At 54.9% G+C, this 13,912-nt stretch carries 13 protein-coding genes and 1 pseudogene; 4 read left to right on the forward strand and 10 right to left on the reverse strand.

Going from position 1 to position 13,912, the window contains the following annotated elements; all coding sequences use genetic code 11:
• Positions 1-184: 184 nt before the first annotated feature.
• The gene (flhB, locus tag NQT62_RS13115; protein WP_256765172.1) at positions 185-1,315 is read right to left on the reverse strand and encodes a flagellar biosynthesis protein FlhB; all 1,131 of its coding nucleotides are present in this window, start codon (positions 1,313-1,315) and stop codon (positions 185-187) included.
• A 98-nt stretch (positions 1,316-1,413) separates the two neighbouring features.
• Here flhB and NQT62_RS13120 point away from each other — a divergent pair, with 98 nt between their 5' ends.
• On the forward strand, positions 1,414-1,773 hold the full coding sequence (locus NQT62_RS13120) for an Hpt domain-containing protein (RefSeq protein WP_256765173.1): 360 nt from the start codon (positions 1,414-1,416) through the stop codon (positions 1,771-1,773).
• A gap of 31 nt (positions 1,774-1,804) precedes the next feature.
• Here NQT62_RS13120 and NQT62_RS13125 read toward each other — a convergent pair whose 3' ends face one another.
• The 9 genes from NQT62_RS13125 to flhD all read right to left on the reverse strand — a co-directional run bounded on the left by NQT62_RS13125 (position 1,805) and on the right by flhD (position 10,904).
• A complete protein-coding gene (locus tag NQT62_RS13125; RefSeq protein ID WP_256765174.1) occupies positions 1,805-3,550 on the reverse strand; it encodes a methyl-accepting chemotaxis protein in 1,746 nt (581 codons plus the stop codon).
• Between the two features lie 242 nt (positions 3,551-3,792).
• The gene (locus NQT62_RS13130; RefSeq protein WP_256765175.1) at positions 3,793-5,622 is read right to left on the reverse strand and encodes a chemotaxis protein CheA; all 1,830 of its coding nucleotides are present in this window, start codon (positions 5,620-5,622) and stop codon (positions 3,793-3,795) included.
• Between the two features lie 34 nt (positions 5,623-5,656).
• Entirely contained in the window at positions 5,657-6,445 is a 789-nt protein-coding gene (locus tag NQT62_RS13135) for a protein phosphatase CheZ (RefSeq protein ID WP_256765176.1), read from the reverse strand.
• Between the two features lie 27 nt (positions 6,446-6,472).
• Positions 6,473-6,862 carry a chemotaxis response regulator CheY gene (cheY, locus tag NQT62_RS13140; protein ID WP_256765177.1) on the reverse strand — a complete coding sequence of 130 codons (390 nt, stop codon included), beginning with the start codon at positions 6,860-6,862 and terminating at the stop codon, positions 6,473-6,475.
• A 9-nt stretch (positions 6,863-6,871) separates the two neighbouring features.
• Complete coding sequence (locus tag NQT62_RS13145) at positions 6,872-7,804, reverse strand: chemotaxis protein (protein ID WP_256765178.1); 933 nt, start codon at positions 7,802-7,804, stop codon at positions 6,872-6,874.
• A 46-nt stretch (positions 7,805-7,850) separates the two neighbouring features.
• Complete coding sequence (gene motB, locus NQT62_RS13150) at positions 7,851-8,792, reverse strand: flagellar motor protein MotB (protein ID WP_256765179.1); 942 nt, start codon at positions 8,790-8,792, stop codon at positions 7,851-7,853.
• A 6-nt stretch (positions 8,793-8,798) separates the two neighbouring features.
• Positions 8,799-9,659: a flagellar motor stator protein MotA gene (gene motA / locus NQT62_RS13155; protein WP_256765180.1), complete on the reverse strand. Its 861-nt coding sequence runs from the start codon at positions 9,657-9,659 to the stop codon at positions 8,799-8,801.
• Between the two features lie 325 nt (positions 9,660-9,984).
• Positions 9,985-10,548, reverse strand: a complete 564-nt coding sequence (gene flhC / locus NQT62_RS13160) for a flagellar transcriptional regulator FlhC (RefSeq protein WP_256765181.1) — start codon at positions 10,546-10,548, stop codon at positions 9,985-9,987.
• A gap of 38 nt (positions 10,549-10,586) precedes the next feature.
• A complete protein-coding gene (flhD, locus tag NQT62_RS13165) occupies positions 10,587-10,904 on the reverse strand; it encodes a flagellar transcriptional regulator FlhD (RefSeq protein WP_256765182.1) in 318 nt (105 codons plus the stop codon).
• 545 nt (positions 10,905-11,449) lie between these two features.
• On the opposite strand from flhD, the gene NQT62_RS13170 reads away from it, so the two are divergent.
• The 3 genes and pseudogenes from NQT62_RS13170 to NQT62_RS15570 all read left to right on the forward strand — a co-directional run.
• Positions 11,450-12,313, forward strand: a complete 864-nt coding sequence (locus NQT62_RS13170) for a flagellin N-terminal helical domain-containing protein (RefSeq protein WP_256765183.1) — start codon at positions 11,450-11,452, stop codon at positions 12,311-12,313.
• A gap of 381 nt (positions 12,314-12,694) precedes the next feature.
• Positions 12,695-13,540 (forward strand): flagellin N-terminal helical domain-containing protein, encoded by an 846-nt coding sequence (locus NQT62_RS13175; RefSeq protein WP_256765184.1) that lies wholly within the window; start codon positions 12,695-12,697, stop codon positions 13,538-13,540.
• A gap of 262 nt (positions 13,541-13,802) precedes the next feature.
• A pseudogene (locus NQT62_RS15570) lies at positions 13,803-13,912 on the forward strand (flagellin FliC); the annotation flags it as partial.

Genomic DNA, 13,912 nt, shown 5'->3' on the forward strand with positions numbered 1-13,912 from the left:
ACAATCTGCACTCATTGGCCAAACCCTGTGCCAAGCAGGCGCGGTGGGCCAAGCTCAACGAGCTGGCCCAGAGGTCGATCCCGACCGTCTTTTTTGGAGGGTCGACCTCAGCGATCGCGAGGCTCAGGTTTTGAACAACAGATTGGCCGTCGCCAAGGGAGGGGTACACGCGCAGAAAACAGCTTTACTCACTCACTCCCGGATCCAAGCCCGCCGGTATATCCGCCGAATCGGGCACTTGGAGCAAATGCGCCCTGCCCTCCGCCAGCGCATAGACATACGCCAGCAGCTTGGCCACCGCCGTGTACAAACTGGCGGGTATTTCCTGTTCCAGTTCAACATGGGCGTACAGCGCACGGGCCAAGGGCGGGGCTTCAACCAAGGGGATCCTGGCTTCCTTGCCCACTTCGCGGATGCGCAGGGCCAAAGGTCCGATGCCTTTGGCCAACACCCGGGGAGCGCCATTGCCCTGCTTGTCGTATTTCAGGGCAACCGAGTAATGGGTTGGGTTGGTGACGATCACATCGGCTTTGGGTACCGAGGCCATCATCCGCTTGCGGGCGGCTTCCCGTTGCATCTGCTTGATGCGCCCCTTCAAGTGTGGGTCGCCTTCTGATTCCTTGGCTTCACGCTTGAGTTCTTCCAGATTCATGCGCAAACCTTTGTAGTACTTCCACAGCTGATATGGCACATCAATGGCCACAATGCCCATGTACACACAGGCCAGAATCAAGGCATCTTTCACAGCGATGCGGGCCGTTTCAGCCATGGCATGTTCCAGTGGCATGGCCGACAGTTGGGCAAACTCAGGCATGTCGGCCTGAATCAACAAGTAGCCCACGCCGCCCAGTACCACGGCCTTCAGTACCGCTTTCAGCAACTCCACCAAACCGTTGGTGGAGAAAATATTCTTCAAGCCGCTAACAGGATTTAATTTGGAGAGTTTTGGCTCCAGCGGCTTGGTTGACCAGTTCAGTCCGCCCACCACCAGGTTGGCCACAATCGCCGACACAAATACAGCCAGAAACAGTGGGATCAAAATGACCAGGCTATCCTGCATCATGCCAATCCATTTCAGGCCCATGGCCTTGGTGTCGAACGCCTGCGTGCGGTCCAGCGTTAGGCCAGCGCGCAACAGTTTTTCGCTTTGGCTTAACAGGTCTGTACCCAGCGAATACAGCAACGCCACACCGACGAGCAACACCACGCCACCGCCCAACTCTCGCGACCTGGGCACATTGCCTTCTTCGCGGGCTTTGCGGATCTTTTGTTCGGAGGCTGGTAATTCCTTTTCCTGGTCGCTTTCTTCAGCCACCGCGGCTCCCCTTTCTGCAATGAAGGCTCTATTATGTGGTCAAGAACATACAAAACAAACCCCCGAATTGAAGGGGAAACCACACAGGACAGGCACCCATGCTTTACGACCCCACCGAGGCACTGGCCCGCATCGACGATGATCTTGAGTTGCTCAAGATGCTCATCGGGGTTTACTTGAATGAACGGGACACCTACACCCATCGATTAACCAAGGCCTACTCAGCAGCAGACTGGGTGGAACTGGGCAATGCCGCACACAATGTGAAAGGGGCCAGCGCCGCCATTGGGCTTGAAATGGTGCGTGAAATCGCCGAAACACTGGAAAAAACCTGCCGCAGTGCACCCAATGTACCTTCGGACAAAGACATCCAGAGTTTTCAGTTTCTGTTTGAGAAATTGATGGACCGACTCAAGCAGTGTGAGTCGGTCATGAATGATTGGCTAAACAGCCACTGAATCAGTGCTGAACACAGTCACTGGCCTGTCATCAATCTCGAATCAACAGTTCCGGACTGAAGCCCAAACGGATACCACCCCAGTGGCGGCCGTCAATCTCGATGGGCAAGGATAGATCATTGAGCACCTCACCGGTGTCACGTCGATAGGTTTGCAACAGCCACGGCGTGACATTCTGCGCAGCGCGAAGACCGACGGGATCGCTGAACATGCGTTTGTCACGGCTCTCCACCAGGTCTTTTTTCAGGTCGCCGGTCGCAGGCCTTGAATACTTGCTGTTGTGCGTTGGTGCATAGCCTTTGCGGTCCACACAGAGTGCGAATACAGACCCTTGAACATCGGCCACCAAGCGATCGTACACGGCCTGCAATTCACGTTCCACCGCACGGTCATAGTGGGTGCTGTACTTTTGCGGATTGGTGTTGGCAATCGGCTTGTAACTCTCATCGAAAATGTTCACACCACTGAGTTGGGCCCGCGTCAAAATGTCTGCACAGGCCTGGCGAGCCTGCATGGCCCGTTCGATGATGGACTCATAAGCCCCTTTGCCAATCTTGAAGCGAGCCACCAGTTCCTTGATGCGGTCGGTTGCGTTGGCCAACTCACTGCTGGAGCGCTCGCTGTCGGTGGTCTGGCTGATCACCGACTGTGCAGTTTCGCGAATGCGAGAGGCTTTTTCCGACACCTCGGCATTGATCACCTTCACCGACTGAACCTGTGTGGTCACGTCGTTGATCTGGGTGCTCATTTCCTCAAAACTATGGACCATGCCTGAAAACTTCTCAGACGAGGCAGTCACGGTGTGCTGGCCTTTGAGAATGCTCTGGTTGATTTCACGGGTTTCGTTTTGTGTGTCGTTCACCAGTGCGAGCATGGATGAAATATTGCCGCGGATTTCACCGGTTGCCGCCTTGACCCGTTCAGCCAAACCGCGCACCTCGTCAGCCACCACCGCAAAACCCCGGCCCTGCTCACCGGCACGCGCCGCTTCAATGGCCGCATTCAAGGCCAGCAAGTTGGTTTGGTCCGAAATATCATTGATGAGCTTGACGATGCTTTCAATCCCTTTGCCAGTGGCCGCCAGTTGCTCCACTGTCTGCCCGAAACTGCTCAGGCTGCCCGAGGCGTTGTTCATGTCTTCAGCCACGGTCAACAGTTCACGGTAGGATGAATTCACGGTCTGCAAATGTTCGCTGGTGGCTGACGACAAATAGCTGGCGCTGTTGGCCACCTGCTCCATGGCTTGGGACGCGTGGTCGGCTGCATTGAAAATTTCACCGGTGATTTCACCCTGTTTGTCGGCCGTGCGGCTGGCGTCTTTCAAACTGCCAGACACCCGCACCGACTCCATGGACACCTGCGCGGTCATGCGGCGAATTTCATGAATAAGATCACGAAGGCGTGCCATGAAGGCATTGTAATTGTCGGCCAACTCACACAGTTCATCCTGGGTCACGGTGGGCAAATCCACCGACAAGTCACCCTCACCATGGGCCAGCAAATTCATACGGGCACTGAGCAAATGCACCGGGCGCACAATGAGGTGTTTTAAATACAGGTAAGCCCCTACGCCACTGAGCACCGTCAGGGCGGTGAATGTGGCAAACAGCGTGTTGAACACGGGTAAATCGGTGGCTGGAATGCGGCCTTGCAACCAGGCGTACAGCACGCCAAAACCCGTGATGGAGGCCAGCACTGTCACCATCACATTGCCAAACAACTTTCGGCCCAATGTGTAGAAAAACGTTTTCTCGATGGTGCGGTACAGTGAACTCATCTGAACATCTCCCAGCCCAGGCCTTGTGAGCCCGTCAGTCGGCTTTGTTGTGTTGATTTAAAAATGCGGTCTGCAGTGTTCTGCAGCAGGCGATATCAAATTATTAAAAATTTCAGACAAACCCAATCAGGTTATTAGACCGGCAAAAACCGCCTACTTTAAACAAAGGTGAAACAAGGTAAAACAAAAGGGCCAGGTTAAAAACCTGGCCCTCAGGGGAAACAGCCATTCAACGGGAGTTCTTACAGCTTGCCTTCCAGCAACTCCCGCAATTCCAGAACCAGCACCAACAGCCCCTCGCCAGATAAGGTGGCACCCGCCACGCCTTTGGGTTTGACGCCGTCCAGTGGCTTGATCATGACCTCATCCTGCCCCACCAAGGTGTCCACAGCCAGAATGCAACTGCGGTTGCCGCTCACGGCCATCACACCCACTTTGGGTCGATCGCTGGTGGGGCGTCCGATCAGACTGGCCAAATCCAGCAAAGGCACCACTTCGCCACGGATGACCATGGTGGGCTTTCCATTCACGCGCTGAACCTTCTCTTGCTCAATCGGAATGATTTCCCGCACACAAGACAATGGCAATGAGTAAATTTGCTCTTCCAGCTTGAGCATCAGCACCGGCAATATGGCCAGCGTGAGCGGCAGCAGAATGGTGATTCGAGAGCCCTGACCCGGCTCAGACTGAATTTCGATCCGTCCATTCAGGCGCTGAATATTGGTCTTGACCACATCCATGCCCACACCGCGGCCAGAAATATCGGAAATCTGATCCTTGGTCGAAAAGCCGGGTAAAAAAATCAGTTGCAGGCTGTCTTGGGTGTTGAGTTGACCGGCCTCTTCATGGCTGATCAACCCCTTTTCCACCGCTTTTTCCCGAATCACTTCCGGACGCATGCCGCGGCCATCATCCTGGATTTCGATCACGATGTGGTCGCCTGTTTGGCGTGCCGACAGGTTCACAATACCTTTGGCATTTTTACCAACGGCTGTGCGGTCTGCGATGGTTTCAATGCCGTGGTCAACCGCATTGCGCACCAGGTGAACCAAGGGATCATTCAGCTCTTCCAGAATGGACTTGTCCACTTCGGTTTCTGCGCCTTCAATCACCAGTTCAACATCTTTGCCCAACTGGCGGGCTACATCACGCGCCAAGCGGCTGTATTTCTGGAATACACGGCCAACTGGCTGCATGCGGGCTTTCATCACAGCCGATTGCAGGTCTGACACCAACATGTCCAACTGACCCACCACGGTGTCGAGCGCCTTGAGAACATCCTCACCGCGGTCACCACGGGTGATGGCATCAAACAGGCAATTCAGCCGGTTCTTGGTCAAACCAATTTCACCGCTCAGGTTCAAAATCTGGTCAAAACGTTGGGTGTCGACCCGAATGGTGTTTTCTTTGGTGGCGGCGGCTGCAGGCGATGCAGCGGGTTTGGGTTTGGCCACAGGCTTGGGGCGAACTGCAGCGGCCGACTGTTTTGCCAACGCTTCCGTGACCATCTCGGTGCTCAGCGCTGCCTGTGCGAGTTCCTTGGGTGGTACACCCACCACAGCTTCATACATGCCGGCCCAGTCCAGTTCATCGTCGGTGTTGGTGGACCGTACAGCAACAGGCGCTGCTTCAGGCTCAGCTGTTGAGCTCGGTGCAGCAACAGGGTCCACCGGCGCGACACTGCGGCCCTCAATGGCCGCATCCAGCGCATCCAGCAGCTCCTGGGGTGCCCCCGACGGCTGATGCCCATTGCGCATTTCACCAAACATGCGGTGCACTTCACCGGTGGCAGCCAGAATGCTGTCCATCATTTCGGCGGTCAGCGAGAGGCTGCGTGAACGTAGCTTGTCAAAGAGGTTTTCAGTTTTGTGGCACAACTCCACCAGGTGGGCAGCTTCCAGAAAACCGGCGCCCCCCTTGATGGTGTGAAACCCACGAAACACCGTGGCCAACAGGTCTGAATCTTCCGGACTCTGCTCCAGCTCTACCAATTTGGCGTCCACGTCTTCCAGCAAGTCACCCGCTTCGGTCAAGAAGTCTTGTAGCAACTCGACATCACTGAATGCACTCATTCATTTCTCCCACCCGAATCAACGGGCACTGTCCTCAGAAGCCCAGGCTTTCCAGCAGGTCGTCCACCTGGCCCTGGTTGGCACACACATCGGTGCGGCCCTCGGTGTTGATGGCTGGACCATTCAGCCAGGTTTCTTCAACCTGCTTGCGCTGGTCGGGTGGTGTGGTGTCCAGCAACAACTGAACCAGCTGCTCTTCCAGCCCTTGGGCCATGTTCGCAATGCGGTTGACCACTTGACCAGTCAGGTCATGGAAGTCCTGCGCCATCATGATGTCGGTCAGCTTGCTGCCCATTTCACCCGTGTGGCCTGAAACCCGCTTCACAAAATCCCGGTTGGCTTGCGCATGGGCCTTGAATTCTTCCAGGCTCATTTCATTGTTGTAGAGCTTGTCCCAGGCTTTGTCGAGTGCATTGGCCTGGTCGGCCAGGTCATCGTTCAGCTTCTGGGAAACCTCCACGGTGGCTAGCACTTTTTCAGCAGCCTGACCCGTCAGGTTGGCGATGTAATTCAGTCGGGCACGGGCATCGGGCAGGCTGTTCACAGCCGTTTCAACACTTTTGTCGTAGCCCAGTTCACGCAGGGCGTCGTGCAGCTTTCGTGTCAGTGAACCCACGCGACGGAAGACATCGTGCGGGTCATCACCGTCGCCTTCGTCCATGTCGGCAAATGGGTTGTCATTGGCCATGTTGTCCGGCGCTGCTGCCTGCTGTTGCGCAGGGGTGGCGCTTGCGCCGCTGTCCCAGCTACGCTGTTCTGCAATGGAATCGAACAGGGCTTCCAGTTCGTCGTTGTCGCCGTTTTTCAAGTTATCGGGAGTCATCCTCGCGCCCTCGCTTGTTGTGGGTTTTTACACAGACATCTTGGCGACAATCTTGCCAAGTTTCTCTTCCAGGGTCGCTTTGGTGAAGGGCTTGACGATGTAACCATTGGCCCCCATTTGGGCAGCCGTCACAATGTCTTCCTTCTTGGCTTCCGCCGTCACCAACAACACGGGCAGGTGCTTGAGATCGGGGTCGCTGCGAATGTTTTGCAGCAGCTCAAAGCCATTCATGTTGGGCATGTTCAAATCGCTCACCACAAAATTGAAGTGGCCGCTTTTGAGCTTGCCCAGCGCCACAGCACCGTCTTCGGCTTCGTCGGCATTGTTGTAGCCGATTTCCTTCAGCAGGTTTCGAACGATTCGACGCATGGTCGAAAAGTCGTCCACAATCAGGATTCTCAATTCTTCGGGGTTCATGCTTGCTCCTTACGCTGGTTGCAGCATTGAGGTCACCATTTGAGCCAGCTCTTCTGGATGGAATTTGCCGACATAGGCATCCACACCCACTTGCTGACCCAGCTTCTTGTTGGCCACCGAGGACAGCGAGGAGTGCATCAACACCGGAATATCGCGGAAACGCGGGTCTTCCTTGATGTGGCGTGTCAGCACATAACCGTCCATTTCTGGCATTTCCGCATCGACCAGGATCAGAGACACCTCGTCCTTGATGTTGCGGTTTTCGTTTTCAGCCCGGTTGGCAATGTTGCGCAGCTTTTCCCAGGCTTCGCGGCCGTTGGTGGCGCTTTGGTAAGGCAGGTGCAGTTTTTCCAGCACCTCGGTGATTTTTTTCCGGGCCAGGTTGGAATCATCTGCAAAGAAAACCGGGTGTGGATGATCGGGGCGCAGCGAGTCCATGTTGGGCACATCGCCCTCACCAATCACTTCACCCAGAATTTGTTCCACATCCAGAATCGACACCAACTTGCCATCGGGCAATTCAGTCAGGGCCGTGATCATGGCGCTTTGGGACTGACCGATGCTCTGGGGTGATTTCACTTGTTCCCAGTCCACCCGCACAATGCGATCCACATCCTGCACCAGGAAGGCCTGGGTGTGCGATGAAAACTCGGTGATGATGAGCTTGGTGCGCTCCGATCCGTTGTCCATCCGCAAGCACGCTGCCAGGTCGATGACGGGCAAAATGCTGCCACGCAGTGAAATGATGCCTTCCACACCGGGTGGCATGTTCGGTGTGCGGGTGATCGGCAGTGTTTCGCACACTTCGCGAACCTTGAACACGTTGATGCCAAACACTTCGGTCGAGCCCAGCGAGAACAGCAGCAACTCCATTTTGTTGGAGCCCGCCAGCCGAGCCTTCTCATCAATCATGTTCATCAAGCGGTAGTCGTTTTGCATCATTGTCGCTCCTGACAAAATGGCTGCTTGCCATTGTTTTCCATTTCAATCACTGCCCTTTCACAGGCTTTTCATTCAATCGGGGCACGGGTGGCAAATCCACAAACGTGCGGCCCTCTGCAGCATCCGTGTGAGCCATCGCTCGCACAGCTTCTTCTGCTTTTTTGTTCATCACCACAATCGCAATCCGGCGGTTCACCGCAGCCATCGGATCGTTTTCAACCAACGGTACCGAAGACGCCAAGCCCACCACGCGCAGCATCTTGTTGTCCGACATGCCCGCTGCTGTCATTTCACGGCGACTGGCGTTGGCGCGGTCTGCCGACAATTCCCAATTGCTGTAACCTTTGTTGCCCAGGGCGTAGGGCGCTGCATCGGTGTGGCCCGACAGCGTTAACTTGTTGGGCACCTGGTTCAACACCTTGGTGAGGTTGCGCAAAATATCCTTCATGTAGTCCTTGAGCACCGCACTGCCGATGTCAAACATGGGTCGGTTGCGCTCGTCCACAATCTGAATCCGCAATCCCTCCGGCGTTAAATCCAGAATGATTTGATTTTTAAACTGTTTCATCAAATCCGATGCGTCGATTAGGCCCTCAATTTCCCCCTTTAATTGCTCCAGGCGCTGGGCCTCAGCTTTTTCAGTGGTGGAGTTGGGGTTGTAATTCACCTCTTTTTCGTTGTTGCCACTTTTGATCTGTCCAACCGACCGCGCCAAATCGGTTCCACCTGCCTGTATTACACTCGTTGCAGTGCCCGATCCTTCACCCCCCATCAGGGCAACCTTCAAGGGTGAATTGAAATAATCGGAAATACCTTTCAAGTCGCCTTCCGATGTGGAACCCAGCAGCCACATCAACAGGAAAAACGCCATCATGGCCGTCACGAAGTCGGCATATGCAATTTTCCAGGCCCCGCCGTGGTGGCCGTGGCCACCCTTTTTGATCTTCTTGATGACGATGATGGGGCGTTCTTGCTCGGACTTGGCCATGGCCGTTTACCCCTTGGTACCCTTCACGTGCGACTCCAGCTCCAGGAAGGTTGGCCGTTCGGTGGAATACAACACCTTGCGACCAAACTCCACAGCCAGTGCAGGCGAATAGCCATTCAAACTGGCCAACAGCGTGGTTTTCACACATTCAAAGGGCTTGGACGATTCGCTGATTTTTTGCTCCAGCAAACTGGCCAACGGGCCCACAAAACCGTACGACAGCAAAATACCCAGGAAGGTACCCACCAGGGCTGCTGCAATCATGTTCCCGAGCTCCGCGTTGCTGACTTGCCCCACCGAACCCATCACGTGCACCACCCCCATCACCGCGGCCACAATACCGAAAGCTGGCAAGCCATCCGCCATTTTCTGAACGGCAGAGGCCGGGGTGTGCGCTTCTTGATGGTGGGTTTCCAGCTCACCGTCCATCAGGGCTTCAATTTCCATCGGGTTCAGGTTGCCGCTCACCATCAAACGCAGGTAATCGGTCATGAATTCCACAATGTGATGGTCTGCCAACACATCGGGATATTTCTGAAACAGCGGGCTTTGTTCGGGCTCTTCCACATCGCCCTCGATGGACATCAGTCCCTCTTTGCGCACCTTGGTGAGAATTTCATACATCAGGGCCATCAGCGACATGTAGAACTCGCGGGTGACTGCCGTGTTCTTGAAGCAACTGGCCAGCCCCTTTCCAACAGCTTTCAACACCTTGGTGGTGTTGCTCACAATAAAACCGCCAATGGCTGCACCGGCGATGATGACGAGCTCCACTGGCTGCCACAACACATGCAAGTGCCCGCCCGCCATGAGGAAGCCACCGAGCACGGAGCCTGTGACAAGGATGTAGCCAACGATGACAAACATGGAGAGAACCCTCTGCTCGAAATTGGTTTTTCTGTATAGGTATTGTCGGCAGGATTTGTAAAATCTTTTATTTGAATAAGCCACTTTTTAGGGGCGAATTCAAAGCATGACAGCTTGTCAAAGTGCCCGGACAGGTGCGTGGTTCCTGCATTTTGGGGACCCCCAATGCAACAAGGCCAGTGCACGGAAGCACTGGCCTTGTGGGGATTGAGAAACCCCCGCTGCAGACCCGGAAGAGACAGAGGGTGGGAGGATGCAACCGGACCTTTTAACGCAGCGGAGGTAAACGTAGCCCCTTCTCCCTGGGGCGATTGTTCAATTCAAATCAAACTTCGAGGCTGGCCTCTTCATTGAAGAAACGTTCAGCAGCCGACTGACGGGTTTTACCAGCACGGGAAGGCATGTGGCAAAGGCCACACACATAGTCATTCACCAACTCAAAGGTGTGTACGACAAAACGGCCCTCACATTCCTTGCACGCGGTGGTGGTCAACATACCGGCATCAAAGAACTTCACCAGGCGCCATGCGCGGGTCAGCGACAACACTTCGGGCAAGCCCAGGTGCGCCACTTGTTCCAGGTACATGCGGTAGGCCTTGATGATGGCATCGATGTCTTCAATCTCGGTGCTCTTGATCAGGGTCTGGTAAATGTTGATGAACAGCGATGAATGGATGTTGGGCTGCCAGGTCATGAACCAATCGGTCGAAAACGGCAACATGCCCTTGGGTGGCGACTTGTGCTTCAACTCTTTATAGAGTTTGAGCAAACGTTCGCGGGACAACTGCGTTTCGGACTCCAGCACTTGCAAGCGGGCATCCAAACGGATGAGCTCGGTCGCCAACTGGATTTGTGCTGCTTCGGACAGAATGGATTTGACTTTAGCCATGACAGCGCCTTTGATGATGTGATCGGTTGAAACGCAACTTACGCAGCGGTGCTGGCGGCTTTGCCAGACATGATGATGGCTGCGTGCATGCCAGACACGGTGCGATCTTTGGTGTGGCTGGTCAGCAGGTTCCAAACCACCTCGTCGTCGAAACGGAAACGGCACATCAACATGTTGCTGGATGCAATCCGCAACACCTGGGCTGTGGTCAGTTGGTCAATCAGGTCAGCCACTTCCTCGGAAATTCCCAAACGGAAGGTGGCTTCGGCGCGGTCTTCACGAATCAGTTGCTGAGCCAGCAACAAGTAGGACAGGTTGGTCTCGCGAATCTCATCCAGTAAACGTGTGCTTTTCATGTGAACATCCTCCAATTCAACAGTCAGTCTGTCGTGTCTCTGTTGTCTTCCAAACGGTTGTTTCAAAGACATTTCCCTCATACGTAGTGTCGGCGTCTCCAGTGGAAACCTGAATCGGCTTGGCACCATTCGTGTCGTCATCCTTCAGTCAATCAACCTGTAGGAATCTGGATGACACAAATCAACTTCACGGCTTCACTGTGCCTATCCTTGAGCACGGGGGGCATCACGGCTTGGGGGGATCCCCCCATCTGGTCGAACCCCATATGGCGGGCCTCCTTCGAGGCCTCCCGAACAAGCACCGGTCAATTCAAATAACGGTCAGAGCCGCATAAAACTTGACCCTCCACGCACCGGAGATCTGTCAACCTTTGTCAAAAAACCGGCGTTTACGGCGACTGAAAAAAAAACTGAAGTCCCCCAACAATTTATTTAAAAAGTTTGACAACACCCCTCAAGTTCGTTTTTCCAGCAGCGTTAACAGGTCATCGGGGCGGCATTGTGACCAGCACCGAACACACAAACAAACCGCTTGGAGAATCATCATGTTGGGAATCAATACAAACGTTGCGTCATTAACCGCTCAAAAGAATTTGTCCATGTCCGGCCTGGGCATGGAAACCTCCATCGCCCGCCTGTCATCTGGCCTGCGTGTAAACAATGCCAAGGATGATGCCGCTGGCCTGGCGATTGCCGAGCGCATGAATGCACAGATCAAGGGCTACGCTGTGGCGTCCAGAAACGCCAGTGACGGCACCTCGCTGCTGCAAGTGGCCGATGGCGCGATGGGCAAGATCGCCGACAACCTGCAGCGCATGCGTGAACTGGCTGTGCAAGCCAAAAATGGATCGCTCAACCCCACCGACCGCACCAATCTGAACCGCGAATACGTCGAACTGGCCAATGAAGTGGACCGCATTGTGAGCGGCACTACGTTCAACGGCAATGCTGTGTTTAACGCAGCCAACAAGAGCATGGCTTTCCAGATCGGCACCGGCAACGCAGCCACCGACACGCTGACGGTGAACCTGACCGACGATGCCACAGCAGGCGGTAATGATTTGACGACCGTGTTGGTGAACGGCAACGGCACCATCCAGGCCAACCTGGTGGGCGTGGACAGCGTGGCCAACGCCACCACGGCCATTACCCGCCTGGATGGCGCGATTGATGCCATCACCAGTGTTCGGGCCGTGGTCGGTGCCGGTCAAAGCCGTCTGGAGCAGGTGGTGGCTTTTGCAGACATTCAGAACACGAATTTGTCAGCAGCGCGCGGGCGGATCATGGATGCGGATTTTGCGAAGGAAACTGCCAACCTCACACGCTCGCAGATATTGCAACAGGCTGGTACAGCCATGTTGGCCCAGGCCAACCAACTGCCCAACAATGTGTTGAGCCTGTTGAAGTAAGCCTGTTGAGTGAAGACAACGGTGGCCACGACAGTGACCACCACGACCAAGCAGCAGCCTGCATCCTGATTCCTGAATGCCGGTTGTTTTGGCGGGGTAGGCCAACACCCACCCGCCATTTTTATACCTCGCCGAGCCAGGGCCATGCCCGGCCATGGGCGAATCAACGACTGTACTTTGAGTGTGATCGGCACTCAAAGTACAGTTTTTTTATTTCTTTGTTTTCATTTGCTTATAATTTTTTTTTAAAGTTTTATCTAAAGTTTTTTCCAGCTGTTTCGTTAACTAGTCATCGGCAGCGAACTTGCCGAATCGATCAGCGGTTACCAACCCTGACCCATTTGTTCAACCTCATTGATCACCATTTCGGAGTGGAACATCATGTTAGGAATCAACACAAACGCACCTTCATTGACAGCCCAGATGAACCTCAGCAAGTCTGCTGGCTCCCTTCAAACCTCGATTGCCCGCCTGTCTTCTGGCCTGCGCATCAACTCGGCCAAAGACGATGCCGCCGGTTTGGCGATTGCCGAGCGCATGACCGCACAGATCAAAGGCTTTGACGTTGCACAACGCAACGCCAACGACGGTACATCCCTGCTCCAGGTCGCCGACGGCGCCATGGGCAAGATCTCCGACAACATGCAGCGCATGCGTGAACTGGCTGTTCAAGCCAAAAACGGCACCCTGAACTCCACCGACCGCGCCAACCTGAACCGTGAATACACCGAACTGGGCAATGAAATCACCCGGATTTCCACTGGCACCACCTTCAACGGCAACAACGTGTTCAGCTCAGCCAACAAGTCGGTGACCCTGCAGATTGGTTCTGGCAACGCCACCACCGACAGCCTGGCCGTGAACCTGACTGATGACGGTACATCGGGCGGTAACGACCTGCAAACCACCCTGGCTGCATCCACCTTCGGTGCGATCGACAGCGTGGCCAACGCCACCACCGCCATCACCAACATTGACACCAACATCAATGCGGTGACCAACCTGCGTGCGACCGTGGGTGCTGGCCTGAGCCGCCTGGAACAAGTGGCGTCTTCACTGGAAAGCAGCTCCACCAACCTGGCTTCTGCCAAGGGCCGGATCATGGATGCAGACTTCGCCAAAGAAACTGCCAACCTGACCCGCTCGCAGATCCTGCAACAGGCTGGTACAGCGATGTTGGCCCAGGCCAACCAGCTGCCCAACAACGTGTTGAGCCTGCTGCGTTAAGCCCTTCCCCCAATTGAAGGGGTTCCTCCGAGCGCCCCCGGTTCTCAGGCCAAAAGCCTGTGTTTCCGGGGGTTGCCGCAGAATGCGGGGCAGCTTTACGGCAGCAAGACCGCAAACTTGAGGGTGCAAAAAAATTCTCCGCCTGTGGGGAATTTTTTTGTTTTTCCGCCCTAAAGATTCCTTTTTTCCTCGCGTTAATGGATTCATAAGGCAGCGCAATGACGCGGCCACCATGAATCAAAAACACACTGCTTGGAGAATCATCATGTTGGGAATCAATACAAACGTCGCGTCGCTGACCGCTCAGAAAAACCTGTCCATGTCCGGTGCCGGTCTGGACACCGCCATCGCCCGCCTGTCTTCCGGCCTGCG

Origin of the sequence: Limnobacter humi, assembly GCF_024518835.1 — a bacterium.
Taxonomy (GTDB): domain Bacteria; phylum Pseudomonadota; class Gammaproteobacteria; order Burkholderiales; family Burkholderiaceae_B; genus Limnobacter; species Limnobacter humi.

Bases quoted from the DNA above. Each gene is read 5' to 3' on its own strand.
- NQT62_RS13175 (WP_256765184.1), top strand. From the start codon at position 12,695: ATGTTAGGAATCAACACAAACGCACCTTCATTGACAGCCCAGATGAAC.
- NQT62_RS13170 (WP_256765183.1), top strand. From the start codon at position 11,450: ATGTTGGGAATCAATACAAACGTTGCGTCATTAACCGCTCAAAAGAAT.
- NQT62_RS13145 (WP_256765178.1), bottom strand. From the start codon at position 7,804: ATGATGCAAAACGACTACCGCTTGATGAACATGATTGATGAGAAGGCT.
- flhD (WP_256765182.1), bottom strand. From the start codon at position 10,904: ATGAAAAGCACACGTTTACTGGATGAGATTCGCGAGACCAACCTGTCC.
- cheY (WP_256765177.1), bottom strand. From the start codon at position 6,862: ATGAACCCCGAAGAATTGAGAATCCTGATTGTGGACGACTTTTCGACC.
- NQT62_RS13135 (WP_256765176.1), bottom strand. From the start codon at position 6,445: ATGACTCCCGATAACTTGAAAAACGGCGACAACGACGAACTGGAAGCC.
- NQT62_RS13130 (WP_256765175.1), bottom strand. From the start codon at position 5,622: ATGAGTGCATTCAGTGATGTCGAGTTGCTACAAGACTTCTTGACCGAA.
- NQT62_RS13125 (WP_256765174.1), bottom strand. From the start codon at position 3,550: ATGAGTTCACTGTACCGCACCATCGAGAAAACGTTTTTCTACACATTG.
- motA (WP_256765180.1), bottom strand. From the start codon at position 9,659: ATGTTTGTCATCGTTGGCTACATCCTTGTCACAGGCTCCGTGCTCGGT.
- flhC (WP_256765181.1), bottom strand. From the start codon at position 10,548: ATGGCTAAAGTCAAATCCATTCTGTCCGAAGCAGCACAAATCCAGTTG.
- NQT62_RS13120 (WP_256765173.1), top strand. From the start codon at position 1,414: ATGCTTTACGACCCCACCGAGGCACTGGCCCGCATCGACGATGATCTT.
- motB (WP_256765179.1), bottom strand. From the start codon at position 8,792: ATGGCCAAGTCCGAGCAAGAACGCCCCATCATCGTCATCAAGAAGATC.